We start from the raw sequence: 14,842 nt of genomic DNA, 5'->3' as shown, positions 1-14,842 counted from the left end.
GTGCCCATGGCTCACGACTACTTCGCCGGCGACCCCCGCACCCACCACGAGCGCATGCTCGCCGGCGACCTCTACATCGGCGGGCAGGACCCCGAGAGCGTCCGGCTCGCCCAGCGCGGCCTGGCGCTCGCGGACGCCTACCACCGCGCCGTGGTGGCCGACGACGACGGCGCCCGCGCGATCCTGGACGACCTGCTCGGCACGCTGGGCGAGGACGCCTTCCTCAAGCCGCCGCTGTTCGTCGACTACGGCGGGAACATCCACGTCGGCCCGCGCACCTTCGCCAACTACAACCTCATGGCGCTCGACGTCGCGACGATCACCATCGGCGCCGACTGCCAGATCGGCCCGAACGTGCAGCTCCTGACGCCGACCCACCCCGTGGAGCCGACGCCGCGCCGCGACAAGCTGGAGGCCGCGCTGCCCATCACGATCGGCGACAACGTCTGGCTCGGCGGCGGCGTCATCGTCTGCCCGGGCGTGACCATCGGCGACAACACCGTGGTCGGCGCGGGCGCGGTCGTCACCCGCGACCTGCCGGCGAACGTCGTCGCCGTGGGCAACCCCGCCCGCGTGGTCCGCGACATCACCGAGGGCTGACCGTGACCGGGCGCCGGCACGACCCCGACCGCAGGGACCGGATCATCGACGTCTGCCTCGACCTGATCGCCGAGGTGGGCGTGGCCGGCATCTCGCACCGCAAGGTGGCCGCGGCCGCCGACGTGCCGCTCGGCTCCATGACGTACCACTTCGCCGGCATGGACGAGCTGCTGCGCGAGGCGTTCGGGCGGTTCGCACGGGCCGGTAGCGACGGGTTCGAGCGGCGGATGAGCGCGGCGACCGACCTGGACAGCGCCCGGGCGGCCGTCGTCGCGATCATCACGGAGGACGTCTTCGGCACCCAGCGCGACCTGGTGCTCACCCACGAGCTCTACACCCTCGCGTCCCGCGAGCCCGCCTACCGCGAGCTGACCAACGCGTGGATGGCGCGGTCCCGGGCCGCCCTGGAACGGCACTTCGACCCGGTCACGGCGCGGATGCTGGACGCCCTCATCGAGGGGCTGACGATCCATCGCGCCCTGGACACCGAGGCGCCGAAGGCCGAGACGGTCACCGAGGCTGTGCGGCGCATCACGACGCCGGGGTAGGTCGGAACATCTGCCGCCTCGGGCTGTTGTTGCTGGTGTGAGCGACATCCTGAGGCGTGCGACCGTTGTGGTGATCGGGGCCGGGCAGGCCGGGCTCTCGGCCGCGTACCACCTCCAGCGCCGCGGCTTCGTGAGCGCCGTCGACCAGCCGGAGGCGGAGCGCACCTACGTGGTGCTGGACGCCAACCCGGCGCCCGGCGGCGCCTGGCAGCACCGCTGGGAGTCGCTCCGGATGGCCACGGTCAACGGGATCTTCGACCTGCCGGGCCTGGCCCTGCCCGCCGTCGACGACGCCGAACCCAGCAGGCTGGCCGTCCCGCGCTACTTCGCGGGCTTCGAGCAGGCCTTCGGCTTCCCGATCCTGCGCCCGGTCCGGGTGGTCGCCGTCCGCCGGGCCGACGACGAGCCCGACGGCGACCTCGTCGTCACGACCGACCACGGCTCGTGGACCACGGGCGCCGTCATCAACGCGACCGGGACCTGGACCAACCCCGTGCTGCCGCGCTACCCGGGCCAGGATACGTTCCGCGGCCGGCAGCTCCACACCCGCGACTACGTGCGCTCCGAGGACTTCGCCGGGCAGCGCGTCGCCGTCGTCGGCGGAGGAATCTCCGCGCTCCAGCTCCTGGAGGAGATCTCGCGCGTCGCGACCACCCGCTGGTACACGCGGCGCGAGCCCGTCTTCCACGACGAGTTCCGCAGCGAGACCCTGGGTCGCGAGACCATCGTCAAGGTCATGGCCGACGTCGCCGCGGGGCGGCCCACCGGCAGCGTCGTGTCCTACACGGGGCTGGTCTGGACGCCTTATGCCTTGGCCGCCAAGGAGCGCGGCGCCCTGGAGCGGCGTCCGATGTTCACCGCGATCGAGCCCGACGGCGTGCGCGAGGCCGACGGGAGCCTGACGCCGCTCGACGCGATCCTCTGGGCCACCGGCTTCAAGGCGGACCTGGCGCACCTGGGCCCGCTGGGCCTGCGCAACGACCTGGGCGGCATCACGATGGACGGCACCCAGGTGGCGGGCGAGCCCCGGGTGCACCTCATCGGGTTCGGGCCGTCGCAGTCCACGGTCGGCGCCAACCGCGCCGGCCGCGAGGCGGTCACGGCGCTGGTCCGGCGGCTCCCGGCCGCGCTACCAGCTCGATCAGCAGGATGAGCACCACGGCCCCGGCGGCGATCCCGACGACGAGGGCCGGCGTCGGGCTGCCGGCGAGCAGCAGCACCAGGGCCGCGAGCGCGATGACGGCGATCCGCGCGACGTTGCGGTAGCGGGCGAGCCACAGGCCGACCGGGCCGGTGGAGACGCCCCGGCCCTCGGCCCAGTCCCGGACGCGGCCCATGCCCGTGCCGATCCCGGAGCGCAGCCCGCGCGCCGACGCGCTCGACCCGCCGAGGTAGGCGGCCAGCGCGACGACGAGGCCGAGCACCCCGACCGTGCGCAGCGTGACCCGCAGGAACGAGACGAGCTGGTCGAAGACGACCTCGGCGGCGTCGAGCCGCAGCACCTTGCCGTTGAGCGCGTCGAGGTACAGCCCGCGCGCGATCGCGAGCCCGATCCCCAGGACCACCATCGCGGCGGCCAGCGCGAGTCCGGCGACGACCAGGGTGCGCGTGTGGTGCACCGCGACGACGACGCCGGCGGCCAGCAGCACCAGCACGATCCACGGCAGCCAGGTGCCCAGCGCCACGATCTGGGCGTACCGGTTCTGGATCTGCACGAGCTGGCTGGACTGCATCACGGTGAACGACGCGTTGATCGACGGCAGGTTTCCCGCGATCGTCAGCCCCCGGTCCACGAGGCGCTGCTTGAGGATGTCGACCAGCCCGCCGAGCTGGATGGTGAGCGCGCCGTTCTGGCTGATCTGGGCGACGTCGCCCCCGTTGCCCTGCATGACCTGTACGAGCTGCTCGTGCCCCACCCGGTTGGCCTGGTCCCAGGCGGACTCGAACTGGTCGCTCTCCACCACGCGGTCCGCGGCGTTGCGGACGAACGACTCGACGCCGCTGGTCAGGGGGCCTTCCAGCGCGGTGATCGCCCGGGCGGCCCGCGGGGCGACGCCGCGCGCGTCGAGCCCCTGCTGGACGTCGGTGAGGATCGCCCCGACGTCGATCTTGTCCATGACGGCGGTGGTCAGCCGCCCGGCCACCGCCTGCTGCACCACCGGGTCCTGGGCCAGGGGCGCCACGGTGGCGACGTAGCGGTCGGTGTCGGTGAGGGTGCGCTCGGCCCAGGCGGCGACCACGCCGACCGGGGCGAGCAGCGCGCCGAGCAGGATCAGGACGACGGCGGTCGCGCTCCGGGCCCGATGGTGCTCCTGGGTCGGCGCGGCCGTGGCCGGGCCGGCGCCGGTGGTCCCGGCCAGCCGCTCCCGGAGCTCGGCGTTCTCACGCTCCAGGGCGGCCAGCCGGGCGGCTGCGTCGGGTGGCTCGGCGGCGTCGTTCACGGTACCTACCTCAGACCAGGGCCTTCGACTTCAGCCGCTCGAACTCCGCCGACGAGATGGTGCCCGCGTCGAGGAGCGCCTTGGCGCTGGCGATCTGGTCGGCCGGGGACGGGCCGGACGCGACGTCACGGATGTAGGTCTCGGTGTCCCGGCGTGCCTGCTCCATCCCGGCGACGTGCCGTTCCGCCATGCCCCGGCCGCGGGCGATGAGGTAGACGAGCGCGGTGATGACCGGGAGGAAGATGAGGAAGATGATCCACAGCGCCTTCCACCAGCCGGAGAGCTCGTGGTCGCGGAAGAGGTCTCCGATGATCTGGAACAGCACCATGAGGTACGCCACGAAGAAGAAGCTGTAGACGATCAGCCAGAAGAAGTCCCAGAAATCCATGACTCGCCCCGTTCTCGACGGCCGTCCGATCGCTCGGAGCGCACCGGAGGTAGAGCCCGAGCGCAATTTCAAGGTAACCGCGCGGATCGGGAACGGCGGGCGGACCAGGGAAGGTTCACCCGAATCGGGTGAGCGGCGCGGCCTAGCTGTTCGCGAGGCCTGCGACCAGGTTGATCAGCAGCGCCACGATCACGGTGCCGAACAGGTAGGCCAGCAGCGCGTGCACCTGCGCGATCCGGCGCATCTCGGAGGAGCCGAGGTCGGTGTCGGACACGGCGAAGCTCATCCCGACGGTGACCGCCAGATAGGTGAAGTCGGTGTACCGGGGCGGCGCCGTCTGGTGGAAGTCGATCCCGCCCGCGGGCGCCGTGTAGTAGGCGCGGGCGTAGTGCAGCGCGAACACCGTGTGCACGCAGGCCCAGGAGACCACCACGGAGGTGAGGACGGCGGCCGTGGTGACGGTGCCGTCGGCCCGCACGCCGCCCACGAGCACGACGACGACCCCGCCCAGGCTCGCCACGGCGGCGAGCAGCACGATCCCGTGCGCTGTCCCCCGGGTGGGCTCCTCGCGGACGGCGTGCTCGCTGGTCGCGCGCGGGCCCATCGGCACGATCACCAGCGCGGTCCAGACGACGAACACGAGCCCGGCGCCGGCCCACCCGCCGAGCACCGCGGCCGCCACGGAGTTCCACGCCAGCAGCCAGCCCAGGAGGCCGCCGGCCAGCAGGGACACGATGATCCGCACACCGTGCGGGCCGTCCAGCACCCTGCTCAGGCGCCGCATGCTCTGGGTCATGGACCCAGTGTGTGCGAAGATCGGGGCAGAGCCCACAGGGGTTCCCGGACGAGGGTTGCCGTACCCGGTGTGCGACAAGACGGCATCTGAGGAGCACACCATGTCCTGGATCGTCCTTGTCGTCTCCGGCCTCCTGGAGGCCGTCTGGGCCACCGCGCTGAGCCGCTCGGAAGGCTTCAGCAACGTCGGCCCGAGCATCGTCTTCGGCGTCGCCCTCGTCGCCAGCATGGGCGGCCTCGCGTTCGCCCTGCGCGAGCTGCCCGTCGGGACCGCCTACGCGGTCTGGGTCGGCATCGGCGCGGCGACCACCGTCGTCTGGGCCATGGCCACCGGCGCCGAGCCGGTCTCCGTGGTCCGCGTGCTGCTGATCGTGGGCCTGATCGGCTGCGTCATCGGGCTCAAGCTGACGCACTGAGTGAACAGGCCCACCGGGCACGACGGGCGGCGGCCCCTTGGGGGACCGCCGCCCGTCGTTCAGGCCGCTCGGGTCAGCCGGTGACGCAGCGGTAGCCGGCGCCGTCGGCCGGGTCGCCCTCGTAGCGGGTCACCAGCGGGTAGCGGCACACCTCACGCGTGACGGTCCGGCCGTCGCGCTCGGTGACGACGGCGGGCAGCGTCGCCGGGGCCTTCCCCTTCTCGACCCAGTCCACCAGGGTGTCCAGCGGGTCCGTGCCGATGCCGCAGTGGTTCACGCCAGGCGGCAGGAACAGGCGGTAGAAGGAGTCGACCCGGGCGTTGCCGCCCATGGCCTTGGTGACGCGCTCGCGGTAGTCGACGGTGCCCTGGGTGGGCACGAGCTCGTCCGCCTGGCCGTGCCAGCTCAGCAGCTTGCCGCCGGAGCGGGCGAACGCGGACAGGTCCGGGTCGTCGCTGCCGATGACGGGGTGGAACTCGCGCTGCGACGTCGCGAACAGCTTCTCGAACTGCCGGTAGGTCAGGTGGGCGGTGTCGAGCTGCGGGTCCTTGGCGACGAAGTACCGGACCCACTGGTCGGCCACCAGGAACGGCTGGCCGGGCGTGGCGAGCCAGTTGAACGCGGCGCCCTTGTTCGGCCCGTACCAGAGCGGGTGCCCCGACCGGCTGACCGGGCCCTGCCAGATCTTGCGGACGGCGTCCGCGAGGTCGGCCGAGATCGTGTAGGTCGCGCCGTCGCAGTCCACCTGGGTGCCGACCAGCTCGCGCGGGTCCCACGTGCAGTCCTGCGGGTCGTCGATGATGCCGTCCCGCACACCGTCGATGGTGTCGCAGGCGTCGACCGCGGCCGTGTTGAAGGCCTCCAGCTCGCACGGCGCGGGGGCGACGTCCTCCTCGTCGAACACGACCTGCGGCCACAGCGTCGCCACGGCGAACCGGTCCCAGCTCACCGCGGGCGCGCCGGCCAGGATGCCCTGGAAGTCCTGCGGGTACTCCTGCGCCGCCACGTACCCCTGGCGGCCGCCCGTGGAGCAGCCGTTCCAGTAGGAGTAGGTGGCCTTGGTCCCGTAGAAAGCCTTGGTCACGGACTTGCCGACCACCGCGAGGTCGTGCACCGACCGGGACGCGAAGTTCTCCAGGAGGGGCCCGTTGACCCGCCCGTCCGACGTCAGCGCCCAGCCGCTGACGTCGGCCGCGGACTGGCCGATCCCCGCGTCGGTGGCCGCGGCGGCGTACCCGTCCTTCACGGCCGCGACCAGGGTGGCGCCCAGGTCGCCGGCCAGGTACGCGCTGCCGCCGGTGGCCTGGAAGCGGCCCGACCAGTCGGCCCGGTCCTGCGGCAGCGAGACCTTGACGGTCTCGTGGTCGCCGGCCCGGCCGTGCGTGAGGGTCACCGTGATGTCGCACCGGGCGGGCACGTCGGGGATGGGGGCGGGCGTCTGGAGCGGCGGCGTCGCCTCGGGGAACGTGACGGTGCCGGCGGGGTACCCCTGGGCGGTCACGGACTCGACCGTGGCGCCGCGCGGCGCGGAGACGGTCACGGGCGCGCACACCGACGGCGCGGGGCGGGCGCCGTCGGCGGGCCCGCTCGCGGGTGCCGCGAGCGGCAGCAGCCCGGCCGACGCCGAGAGCGCCGCCGTGATCAGGATGGCTAGCTTGTTCATGCTGCACACCCTGGCCCGGCGGCCGCCGGGACCGCCCCAGGGAGACACCCTGGTGTGCACACCAGGGATGTCCCCGGGCGCGACGGACCGCCCGCCGGGGCGAGGGTGAGGCCCATGGACAGAAGGACATTCGTCAGGACCGCCGGACTGCTCGCCACCGCGGCAACCGGCGCCGCCGCCCTGCCCGCGGAGGCGGCCGCGGCCGTGTCGCCCGCGGCCGCCGCTCCCGCTGCTCCGGCCGCAACCCGGCCCGCGCCGTCGTTCCCCGTGATCAAGCAGGTCCGCGCCGGGGAGCTCGACGTCGGCTACGCGGAGCTCGGGCCCGTCCACGGCGCCCCCGTGGTGCTGCTGCACGGCTGGCCGTACGACATCCACAGCTACGCCGAGGTGGCGCCGCTGCTCGCCGCCCGCGGGTACCGCGTGATCGTGCCGTACCTGCGGGGCCACGGCAGCACCACGTTCCTGTCGCCGGACACCTTCCGCAACGCGCAGCAGGTCGTCGTCGCCCGCGACGTCGTGGCGCTGCTCGACGCGCTCCGCATCGAGCGGGCCGTGCTGGCGGGCTACGACTGGGGCTCACGCACCGCCGACATCGTCGCGGCCCTGTGGCCCGAGCGCGTCAAGGCGCTCGTCTCGGTGACGGGCTACCTCATCACCAATCGCGCGGCCAACCAGGCACCCATCGACCCCGGCCGCGAGTGGGCCTGGTGGTACCAGTACTACTTCGCCACCGAGCGCGGACGCCTCGGCCTCCAGGACGAGCACTACCGCAAGGAGCTGGCCCGCGTGGTCTGGACGTTCAGCTCGCCCACCTGGCGGTTCGACGACGCCACCTTCGACCGGACGGCGGCCGCGTTCACCAACCCGGACTACGCCGCGATCGTGCTGCACAACTACCGCTGGCGGCTCGGCCTGGCCGACGGCGACCCCCGGTTCGACGACGTCGAGGCCCGGCTGGCCGCGGGGCCGAGGATCGCGGTGCCGACAGTGACGATCGACGGCGAGCGAGACCCCTTCACGCCGCCCGGCGAGGGCGCGGGCTACCGCGACATGTTCACCGGGCCCTACGACCACCGGACGTTCCGCGGCGTCGGCCACAACGTGCCACAGGAGGCGCCCGCCGCCTTCGCGCGCGCGGTGGTCGACGCGGACCGGCTCTGACCTGCCGTCCCGGGCGGGGGCGGCGCACGGGGTAGCCTCCGCGGGGAGGTTCGTGTGCGGAGCGAGACGGCGGGAACGGTGCTGCGCGGCCGACGGCGCGAGACGGACGCGCTCGACGAGCTGCTGCGCGAGGTCCGGGCCGGGCACAGCCGGGTGCTGGTGCTCCGGGGAGAGGCCGGCATCGGCAAGACGGCGCTTCTGGACCACCTGTCCGCGGGGGCCGGGACCGCCCGGGTGGTCCGCGTCGTCGGCGTCGAGCCGGAGTCCGAGATCGCCTACTCGGCGCTGCAGCAGCTCTGCGCGCCGCTCCTGGGCCACCTCGACGGGCTCCCCGCACCGCAGCGCGACACCCTCGCCACCGCCTTCGGGCTGGGCTCCGGCGAGCCGCCCGAGGCACTGCTGGTCGGCCTGGCGGTGCTCGGGCTGTTCGCCGAGGCCGCGGCGGAGCGGCCGCTGGTGTGCCTCGTGGACGACCTGCAGTGGGTGGACCGGATGTCCGAGGTGATCCTGACCTTCGTCGCCCGCCGCCTGCAGGCCGAGTCGGTCGCCCTGGTCCTCGCCCTGCGTAGCCCCGGCGACGAGCGGTTCCTCCCGGGCCTGCCCGAGCTGCGGGTCGACGGGCTCCCGGCGGCCGACGCCGGCGACCTGCTCGACACGGTGCTGCCGGGACCCGTCGACGCCCACGTCCGGGAGCGCATCCTCGCCGAGACGCGCGGCAACCCGCTCGCGCTCCGGGAGCTGCCCCGGGGCCTCACGCCGGCGGAGCTCTCCTTCGGGTTCGGCGCCCCGGCCGCGGCGCCCGTCGCGGACCGGGTCGAGGACGGCTTCCGGCGCCGGCTCGCGGCGCTCCCCGCGGACACCCGCACGCTCCTGCTCGCCGCCGCCGTCGAGCCGGTCGGCGATGTGCCGCTGCTGTGGCGCGCGCTGGACCGGCTCGGCGTCGGGCCGGACGCCGCGGCGGCAGCCGAGGCCGCGGGGCTGCTCCGGATCGGCACCCGGGTGCGGTTCCAGCACCCGCTGGTGCGTTCGGCCTGCTGGCGCTCGGCCAGCCCCGACGAGCTGCGCGCCGTCCACCGCGCGCTCGCGAAGGTGAACGACCCCGGCCAGGACCCCGACCGCCACGCGTGGCACCGCGCCCACGCGACGCCCGGCCCGGACGACGACGTCGCCGGCGAGCTGGAGCGCACCGCCGGCCGGGCCCTCGCGCGAGGCGGGCGCTCCGCCGCGGCGTCGTTCCTGGAGCGGGCAGCGGAGCTGACCCAGGACCCCAAGCTGCGGGCCGCGCGGGTGCTGGCCGCCGCCCGCGCCCGGTTCGCCTCCGGCGCCCCGGAGGCGGTGCCCGCCCTGCTTTCGGCCGCGGAGCTCGGCCCGCTCGACCCGCTGCAGCGTGCCGGGGTGGAGCGGCTCCGCGCCCAGGCGGCGTTCGCGCTCGACCGCGGCCGGGGTGCCGTGGCCCCGCTGCTGGAGGCCGCACGCCGGCTCGACGGGCTGGACCCCGCCGCGGCCCGCGAGACGTACCTCTGGGCGCTCGGCGCGGCGATGCACGCGGGCCGGCTCGGCGACGACGACCTGCACCGCGCGGCCGACGCCGCCCGGCACGCGGTGCCGGCCCACCATGCCGAGCCGGCCCAGGACGCCGTCGGCCTGTTCCTCACCGGGCTGACCGTGCGGGCCACGGCCGGCTACGGGCCCGCCGTCCCGCACCTGCGTCGGGCGCTCGCCGCACTGACCGACGACGACGCGCCGCTCCTGTGGCTGTCCGCGCCGGTGGCGCACGAGCTGTGGGACGACGCCGCGTGGCACCGGCTCACCGAGCGGGCGCTCGCCTCGGCCCGGCTGGCCGGTGCGCGGTCCCAGCTCCCCACGGCCCTCACCTTCCGGGCGGGTGCCCTGGTGGCGGAGGCGCGGTTCGCCGAGGCGGGCGACCTGCTGCGGGAGGCCGAGGCGTTCGCGCAGCCCCTGCACCCGTCGGCCGCGCTCACCCTGGCCGCGCACCGGGGCGTCGAGGAGCACGCGGCGCGGCTGGTCGAGGCGACCGTCCGCGAGGCCGAGGCCCGCGGCGAGGGCCGCTGGCTCGGGCTGGCGGGCTACGCCGAGGCCGTGCTGCACAACGGGCTCGGCCGGTACCCGGCGGCCCTGGAAGCCGCACGGCGCGCGGCCGCGTACGACGACCTCGCCCTGACCGGCTGGACGCTCGGCGAGCTGGTCGAGGCGGCCGCGCGCTGCGGGGACGCCGCCGCGGCCGGCGAGGCGCGCGAGCGGCTGGCCGAACGCACGGCCGCGGCCGGGACGAGCTGGGCGCTGGGCACCCAGGCGCTGGCCGACGCGCTCGCGGGCCCAGCCGCCGCGGCCGAGGACCGCTACCGCGAGGCGGTCGAGCTGCTGGGCGGTACCCGGCTGGTGCTCCAGACGGCGCGGGCCCGGCTGCTGTACGGCGAGTGGCTGCGCCGCGAGAACCGGCGCGGCGCCGCGCGCGACCACCTGCGCGCCGCGCACGAGGTGTTCGCCGCGGCGGGCGCGGAGGGCTTCGCCGGGCGCGCCGGCCGGGAGCTGGCGGCCACGGGCGAGACGGTGCGCCGGCGCACCGCCGGGGCGGCGGACACGCTCACCGCCCAGGAGGCGCAGATCGCGCGCCTCGCGGTGGCCGGCCGGACCAACCCGGAGATCGGCGCTGAGCTGTTCCTCAGCCCGCGCACCGTCGAGTGGCACCTGCGCAAGGTGTTCGGCAAGCTCGGCATCGCCTCGCGGCGCGAGCTGGCCGGGGCGCTGCGGGAGCGCTGAGCCTGCGGCTCAGGGAGCGGGCACAGCGGGGGCAGCGGGCGCCGTCACGTGGTGCCGCCCGAGGGGCAGCATGAGCGGCCTGCCCGACGTCGGGTCCGTGATCACCTGGCTCTCCAGCCCGAACACCGCGCGCACGGTGTCGGTGGTGAGCACGTCGCCGGGCTCGCCGGCGGCGTGCACGCGCCCGTCGGCGAGCGCGACGAGATGGTCGGCGTAGCGGGCGGCGAGGTTGAGGTCGTGCAGCACCATGACGATGGTGGTGCCGCGCGCCCGGTTGAGGTCGGTGAGCAGGTCGAGCACCTCGACCTGGTGGCTGACGTCGAGGAACGTCGTGGGCTCGTCCAGCAGCAGCACGTCGGTCTGCTGGGCGAGCGCCATGGCGATCCAGACGCGCTGGCGCTGCCCGCCGGACAGCTCGTCGACGGCGCGCTCCGTGAGGTCCAGGGTCTGGGTGGCCTCCAGCGCCGCGGCGACGGCCTCGTCGTCCTCCCGGCTCCACCGCGACAGGGCGCGCTGGTGCGGGTTGCGGCCGCGCCCGACCAGGTCGCCGACCGTGATGCCCTCGGGGGCGATGGGCGACTGCGGGAGCAGGCCGAGCGTGCGGGCGAGCTCCTTGGCGGGGGTGCGGTGCACCTGCTTGCCGTCGAGCAGCACCTGGCCCTCGCGTGGCGTGAGCAGGCGCGACATGGCGCGCAGCAGCGTCGACTTGCCGCAGGCGTTCGCGCCGACGATCGCGGTGATGCGCCCGGGCGGGACGGCGAGGTCGAACCCGGAGATGACCGTGCGGTCCTTGTAGCCGAGGGACAGGCCGGTGGCCTGGAGGGTGTGGGCCGCGGTCACAGCGAGCCTCCGGTGCGGTTGGTGCGGATGATGAGGTAGATCAGGTACGGCGCGCCGAGCGCTCCCGTCACGACGCCCACGGGGTAGCGGGTGCCGAACGCGAACTGGCCGGCGAGGTCGGCCACCAGGACGAGCAGCGCCCCGACGAGGGCGGCGGGGACCAGGGGCGAGCCGTGGGGCCCGGTGATGCGGGCGGCGATCGGCCCGGCGAGGAACGCGACGAACGCGATGGGCCCGGTCGCGGCGGTCGCGAACGCGATGAGGCCGACGGCGGCCACGACCAGGACGATGCGGGTGCGCTCGACGCGCACCCCGAGGGCGGAGGCGGCGTCGTCCCCGAGCTGGAGGCCCGCGAGGTTGCGGGCCTGACCCACCAGCGCGGGCCCGAGCACGGCGAGCGCGATCACGACGGGCACGACGTCGTCCCACGCGGCGCCGTTCAGGCTGCCGGTGAGCCACCGCATCGCCTCCTGCAGCTCCCACTGGGGCGCCTTGCTGAGCACGTAGGAGGTGACGCTGTCGAGCATCGCGGCCACGCCGATGCCGATCAGGATGAGCCGGGTGCCCGCGACGCCGCCGCGGTAGGACAGCACGTAGATCAGGACGGCGACACCCAGACCTGCGGCGACGGCGAACACGGAGACCTGCGCGCCGCCCAGACCCAGCAGGACGATCGCGAAGGCCGCCGCGGCGCTCGCGCCGGAGCTGATCCCGATGATGTCGGGGCTGGCCAGCGGGTTGCGCAGCATGGTCTGGAAGGTGACGCCGCCCAGCCCGAAGCAGATGCCGGCCAGCGCGGCGAGCACGGCGCGGGGCAGCCGCAGCCGGCCGACGGTGAACGAGGCGCCGGGCACGTCCTGGCCCAGGATGACGCCCACGACGTCGGCGGGCGCGTAGAAGGTGCGGCCGACCATGAGGGTCACGGCCAGCAGCACCACGACGAGCGTGGCGAGCAGGGCGATCACGAGGCGGCGTCGTCGGCCGCGCCGGATACGGGAGGCGGCGACCCGCTCCACGGCGGTGGGCGTGCCGGACGGGACGGTGCTGGTCGGGGCCGGGCCCGACGGCGGGGTGAGCGTGCCGGTCATAGCTCCCGGACCTTCTGGCGGCGGACGATCGAGATGAAGAACGGGGCGCCGACGAGCGCGGTGATGATGCCCACCTCGAGCTCGTCGGGGCGCGCGACGATGCGGCCGAGCACGTCGGCCGCGGTGAGCAGGGCGGCGCCCGACAGCGCGGAGAACGGCAGTAGCCAGCGGTGGTCGACGCCGACGAGCAGCCGGCACACGTGCGGCACGACGAGCCCGACGAACGCGATGGGCCCGGCGATCGCGGTGGCGGCCCCGCACAGCAGGACAGCGCCGAGGGAGGCCAGGCCGCGCGCGAGCGCGACGTGCTCCCCGAGGCCGGTCGCGAGCTCGTCGCCGAGGGCCAGCGCGTTCAGCGTGCGGGCCGCGACCAGGCAGATCAGGGTCCCGGCCACGAGGAACGGCGCCATCTGGGCGATGCTGTCGAAGCTCGCGCCGCCGACGCCGCCGATCTGCCAGGACCGGACGTTGCCGGCGATGTCCCCGCGGGGCAGCACGACGGCGCTGATGAACGAGGCGAACGCGGCCGACGTCGCGGCGCCGGCCAGGGCCAGCTTGAGCGGCGTCGCGCCCCCGCGGCCGAGCGATCCGACCACGTAGACGAACGTGGCGGTGACGGCCGCGCCGAGCACCGCCGTCCAGATGAAGGCGGTCGCGGTCCACATCCCGAACCACGCGATGCCGACCACGACGGCCAGCGAGGCGCCCATGTTCACGCCGAGGATGCCGGGGTCGGCGAGCGGGTTGCGGGTCACGCCCTGCATGACGGCGCCCGCCAGGCCGAGGGCGGCGCCCACGAGCAGCGCGAGCACGGTGCGCGGGATGCGCTTGGTGACGGCGGCCTGGCCGAGCCCGTCGGAGGACCCGCCCAGGGCCGCCACGATGTCTGCCCACGAGACGTCGCGGGAGCCGATGGCGAGCGAGGCCGCGCACAGCAGGACCAGCACGGCGGCCACGGCCAGCAGCCACAGGAGCCGGACACGCGCCGGGCGCCGCACGACGGCGACGCCCGGCCCGCTCACGGGAGGTGCAGTGGTCACTCGGACTTGGCGGCGGCGCCGGCCAGCAGGTCGGCGTAGTCCTCCAGGACCCACGGGATCGCCAGCGGGGTCGGGTTCGCGGCGGTGCCCGCCGGGCCCTCGCCGTCCAGGAAGACGACGGCGTCGTTGGCGACGGCCGGCATCTGCGACAGCAGCGGGTCGGCCTTCAGTGTGTCCACGAGCTCCTGGTCGCCGTAGGTGACGATCAGGTCGACGTCGTCGAACAGGTCCACCTGCTCGGCGCTCACGCTGCCGGAGAACTCGCCGGCGGCCGAGGCCTCGACGACGGCTTCCGGGGTGGCCAGGCCGAGGTCCTCGAAGAAGGCGGCCCGGGTGTCGTTGGCCGTGTAGAAGTTGACCGTGCTCAGGTCGGCGGTGTCGACGTGCGTCACGAACATCGCGTTCTTGCCCTCGAGCTCGGGGTGCCCGCCGACGGTGTCGTCGATCTGCTGCTCGATGCTCGCCACGAGCTCCTCGCCCTCCGCGGCCATGCCGAGGCCCTGGCTGTTGTAGAGGATGACGTCGCGCCACGACGTGGCCCACGGCGCCTCCGGGTAGGCGACGACCGGGGCGATCTCGCTGAGCGTGTCGTAGTCCTCCTGGGTCAGGCCGGAGTAGCCGGCGAGGATGACGTCGGGCTCGGTGTCGGCGACGGCCTCGAAGTCGATGCCGTCGGTCTCGTCGAACAGCACGGGCGGCTCGGCGCCCAGCTCGTCGAGCTCCTCCTCGACCCAGGGGAGCAGGCCGTTGCCGTCGTCGTCGCCGAAGTTCGCGGCGGCCATGCCGACCGGCACGACGCCCAGCGCGAGCGGGACCTCGTGGTTGGCCCAGGCGACCGTGGCGACGCGCTCCGGCTTCGCCTCGATGGTGGTGGTGCCGAGGGCGTGCTCGATCACGACCGGGTAGTCGCCCGACGACGCGGCGGTGCTCTCCCCGTCGGTGGCCTCGGGGGAGGTGCCGCCGCAGGCGGACAGGCCGAAGGCCACCGATCCGGCCGCGATCAGGGCAAGAAGACGACGTGGGCGCATGTGCAGGTAGCTCGCTCTCAAGTGCAGGGGACCTCGGAGCACCCGTGACTGGG

The 14,842-nt window shown here is 74.7% G+C and carries 14 protein-coding genes and 1 riboswitch; of the genes, 6 read left to right on the top strand and 8 right to left on the bottom strand.

Features of this window, described 5'->3' with window-relative positions; all coding sequences use genetic code 11:
• Nucleotides 1-6 precede the first annotated feature (6 nt).
• From FHX71_RS16670 to FHX71_RS16660, 3 genes are read left to right on the top strand one after another with little or no spacing between them, the layout of a single operon-like run.
• Nucleotides 7-600 carry a sugar O-acetyltransferase gene (locus FHX71_RS16670; protein WP_182618192.1) on the top strand — a complete coding sequence of 198 codons (594 nt, stop codon included), beginning with the start codon at nucleotides 7-9 and terminating at the stop codon, nucleotides 598-600.
• A 2-nt stretch (nucleotides 601-602) separates the two neighbouring features.
• Entirely contained in the window at nucleotides 603-1,148 is a 546-nt protein-coding gene (locus FHX71_RS16665) for a TetR/AcrR family transcriptional regulator (protein ID WP_182618190.1), read from the top strand.
• A gap of 37 nt (nucleotides 1,149-1,185) precedes the next feature.
• On the top strand, nucleotides 1,186-2,301 hold the full coding sequence (locus tag FHX71_RS16660; RefSeq protein WP_182618187.1) for an NAD(P)-binding domain-containing protein: 1,116 nt from the start codon (nucleotides 1,186-1,188) through the stop codon (nucleotides 2,299-2,301).
• On the opposite strand, the gene FHX71_RS16655 is transcribed toward FHX71_RS16660, so the two are convergent.
• From FHX71_RS16655 to FHX71_RS16645, 3 genes are all read right to left on the bottom strand, one after another.
• Nucleotides 2,246-3,589, bottom strand: coding sequence for a hypothetical protein (locus FHX71_RS16655; protein ID WP_182618185.1), 1,344 nt, complete (start codon nucleotides 3,587-3,589; stop codon nucleotides 2,246-2,248). The two genes, FHX71_RS16660 and FHX71_RS16655, sit on opposite strands and share 56 nt — an antisense overlap.
• Before the next feature lie 10 nt (nucleotides 3,590-3,599).
• The gene (locus FHX71_RS16650; protein ID WP_182618183.1) at nucleotides 3,600-3,977 is read right to left on the bottom strand and encodes an SHOCT domain-containing protein; all 378 of its coding nucleotides are present in this window, start codon (nucleotides 3,975-3,977) and stop codon (nucleotides 3,600-3,602) included.
• 142 nt (nucleotides 3,978-4,119) lie between these two features.
• Nucleotides 4,120-4,773, bottom strand: coding sequence for a DUF1345 domain-containing protein (locus FHX71_RS16645; protein WP_182618181.1), 654 nt, complete (start codon nucleotides 4,771-4,773; stop codon nucleotides 4,120-4,122).
• 25 nt (nucleotides 4,774-4,798) lie between these two features.
• Nucleotides 4,799-4,862: riboswitch (guanidine-III (ykkC-III) riboswitch) on the top strand.
• A gap of 11 nt (nucleotides 4,863-4,873) precedes the next feature.
• Here FHX71_RS16645 and FHX71_RS16640 point away from each other — a divergent pair.
• Entirely contained in the window at nucleotides 4,874-5,188 is a 315-nt protein-coding gene (locus tag FHX71_RS16640) for a DMT family transporter (protein WP_182618178.1), read from the top strand.
• 73 nt (nucleotides 5,189-5,261) lie between these two features.
• On the opposite strand, the gene FHX71_RS16635 is transcribed toward FHX71_RS16640, so the two are convergent.
• The gene (locus FHX71_RS16635) at nucleotides 5,262-6,851 is read right to left on the bottom strand and encodes a tannase/feruloyl esterase family alpha/beta hydrolase (protein WP_220489708.1); all 1,590 of its coding nucleotides are present in this window, start codon (nucleotides 6,849-6,851) and stop codon (nucleotides 5,262-5,264) included.
• Between the two features lie 114 nt (nucleotides 6,852-6,965).
• Here FHX71_RS16635 and FHX71_RS16630 point away from each other — a divergent pair, with 114 nt between their 5' ends.
• Both FHX71_RS16630 and FHX71_RS16625 read left to right on the top strand, forming a co-directional pair.
• Nucleotides 6,966-8,012 (top strand): alpha/beta fold hydrolase, encoded by a 1,047-nt coding sequence (locus tag FHX71_RS16630; protein WP_182618176.1) that lies wholly within the window; start codon nucleotides 6,966-6,968, stop codon nucleotides 8,010-8,012.
• Nucleotides 8,013-8,066: 54 nt separating this feature from the next.
• Complete coding sequence (locus FHX71_RS16625) at nucleotides 8,067-10,793, top strand: helix-turn-helix transcriptional regulator (RefSeq protein ID WP_182618174.1); 2,727 nt, start codon at nucleotides 8,067-8,069, stop codon at nucleotides 10,791-10,793.
• A 9-nt stretch (nucleotides 10,794-10,802) separates the two neighbouring features.
• Here FHX71_RS16625 and FHX71_RS16620 read toward each other — a convergent pair whose 3' ends face one another.
• From FHX71_RS16620 to FHX71_RS28845, 4 genes are read right to left on the bottom strand one after another with little or no spacing between them, the layout of a single operon-like run.
• The gene (locus tag FHX71_RS16620; protein WP_182618172.1) at nucleotides 10,803-11,633 is read right to left on the bottom strand and encodes an ABC transporter ATP-binding protein; all 831 of its coding nucleotides are present in this window, start codon (nucleotides 11,631-11,633) and stop codon (nucleotides 10,803-10,805) included.
• Complete coding sequence (locus tag FHX71_RS16615) at nucleotides 11,630-12,721, bottom strand: FecCD family ABC transporter permease (RefSeq protein WP_182618170.1); 1,092 nt, start codon at nucleotides 12,719-12,721, stop codon at nucleotides 11,630-11,632. Before FHX71_RS16615 ends, FHX71_RS16620 begins: the two co-directional genes overlap by 4 nt.
• Nucleotides 12,718-13,761 (bottom strand): FecCD family ABC transporter permease, encoded by a 1,044-nt coding sequence (locus FHX71_RS28850; protein WP_312877072.1) that lies wholly within the window; start codon nucleotides 13,759-13,761, stop codon nucleotides 12,718-12,720. Before FHX71_RS28850 ends, FHX71_RS16615 begins: the two co-directional genes overlap by 4 nt.
• Nucleotides 13,758-14,789, bottom strand: a complete 1,032-nt coding sequence (locus FHX71_RS28845) for an iron-siderophore ABC transporter substrate-binding protein (protein WP_220490157.1) — start codon at nucleotides 14,787-14,789, stop codon at nucleotides 13,758-13,760. Before FHX71_RS28845 ends, FHX71_RS28850 begins: the two co-directional genes overlap by 4 nt.
• Nucleotides 14,790-14,842: the final 53 nt, after the last annotated feature.

The organism is Promicromonospora sukumoe, assembly GCF_014137995.1.
In the GTDB taxonomy this organism is placed as follows: Bacteria; Actinomycetota; Actinomycetes; order Actinomycetales; family Cellulomonadaceae; genus Promicromonospora; species Promicromonospora sukumoe.
Note: the sequence above shows the minus strand (reverse complement) of the source record. Positions and strands in the feature narration are given on the sequence as shown.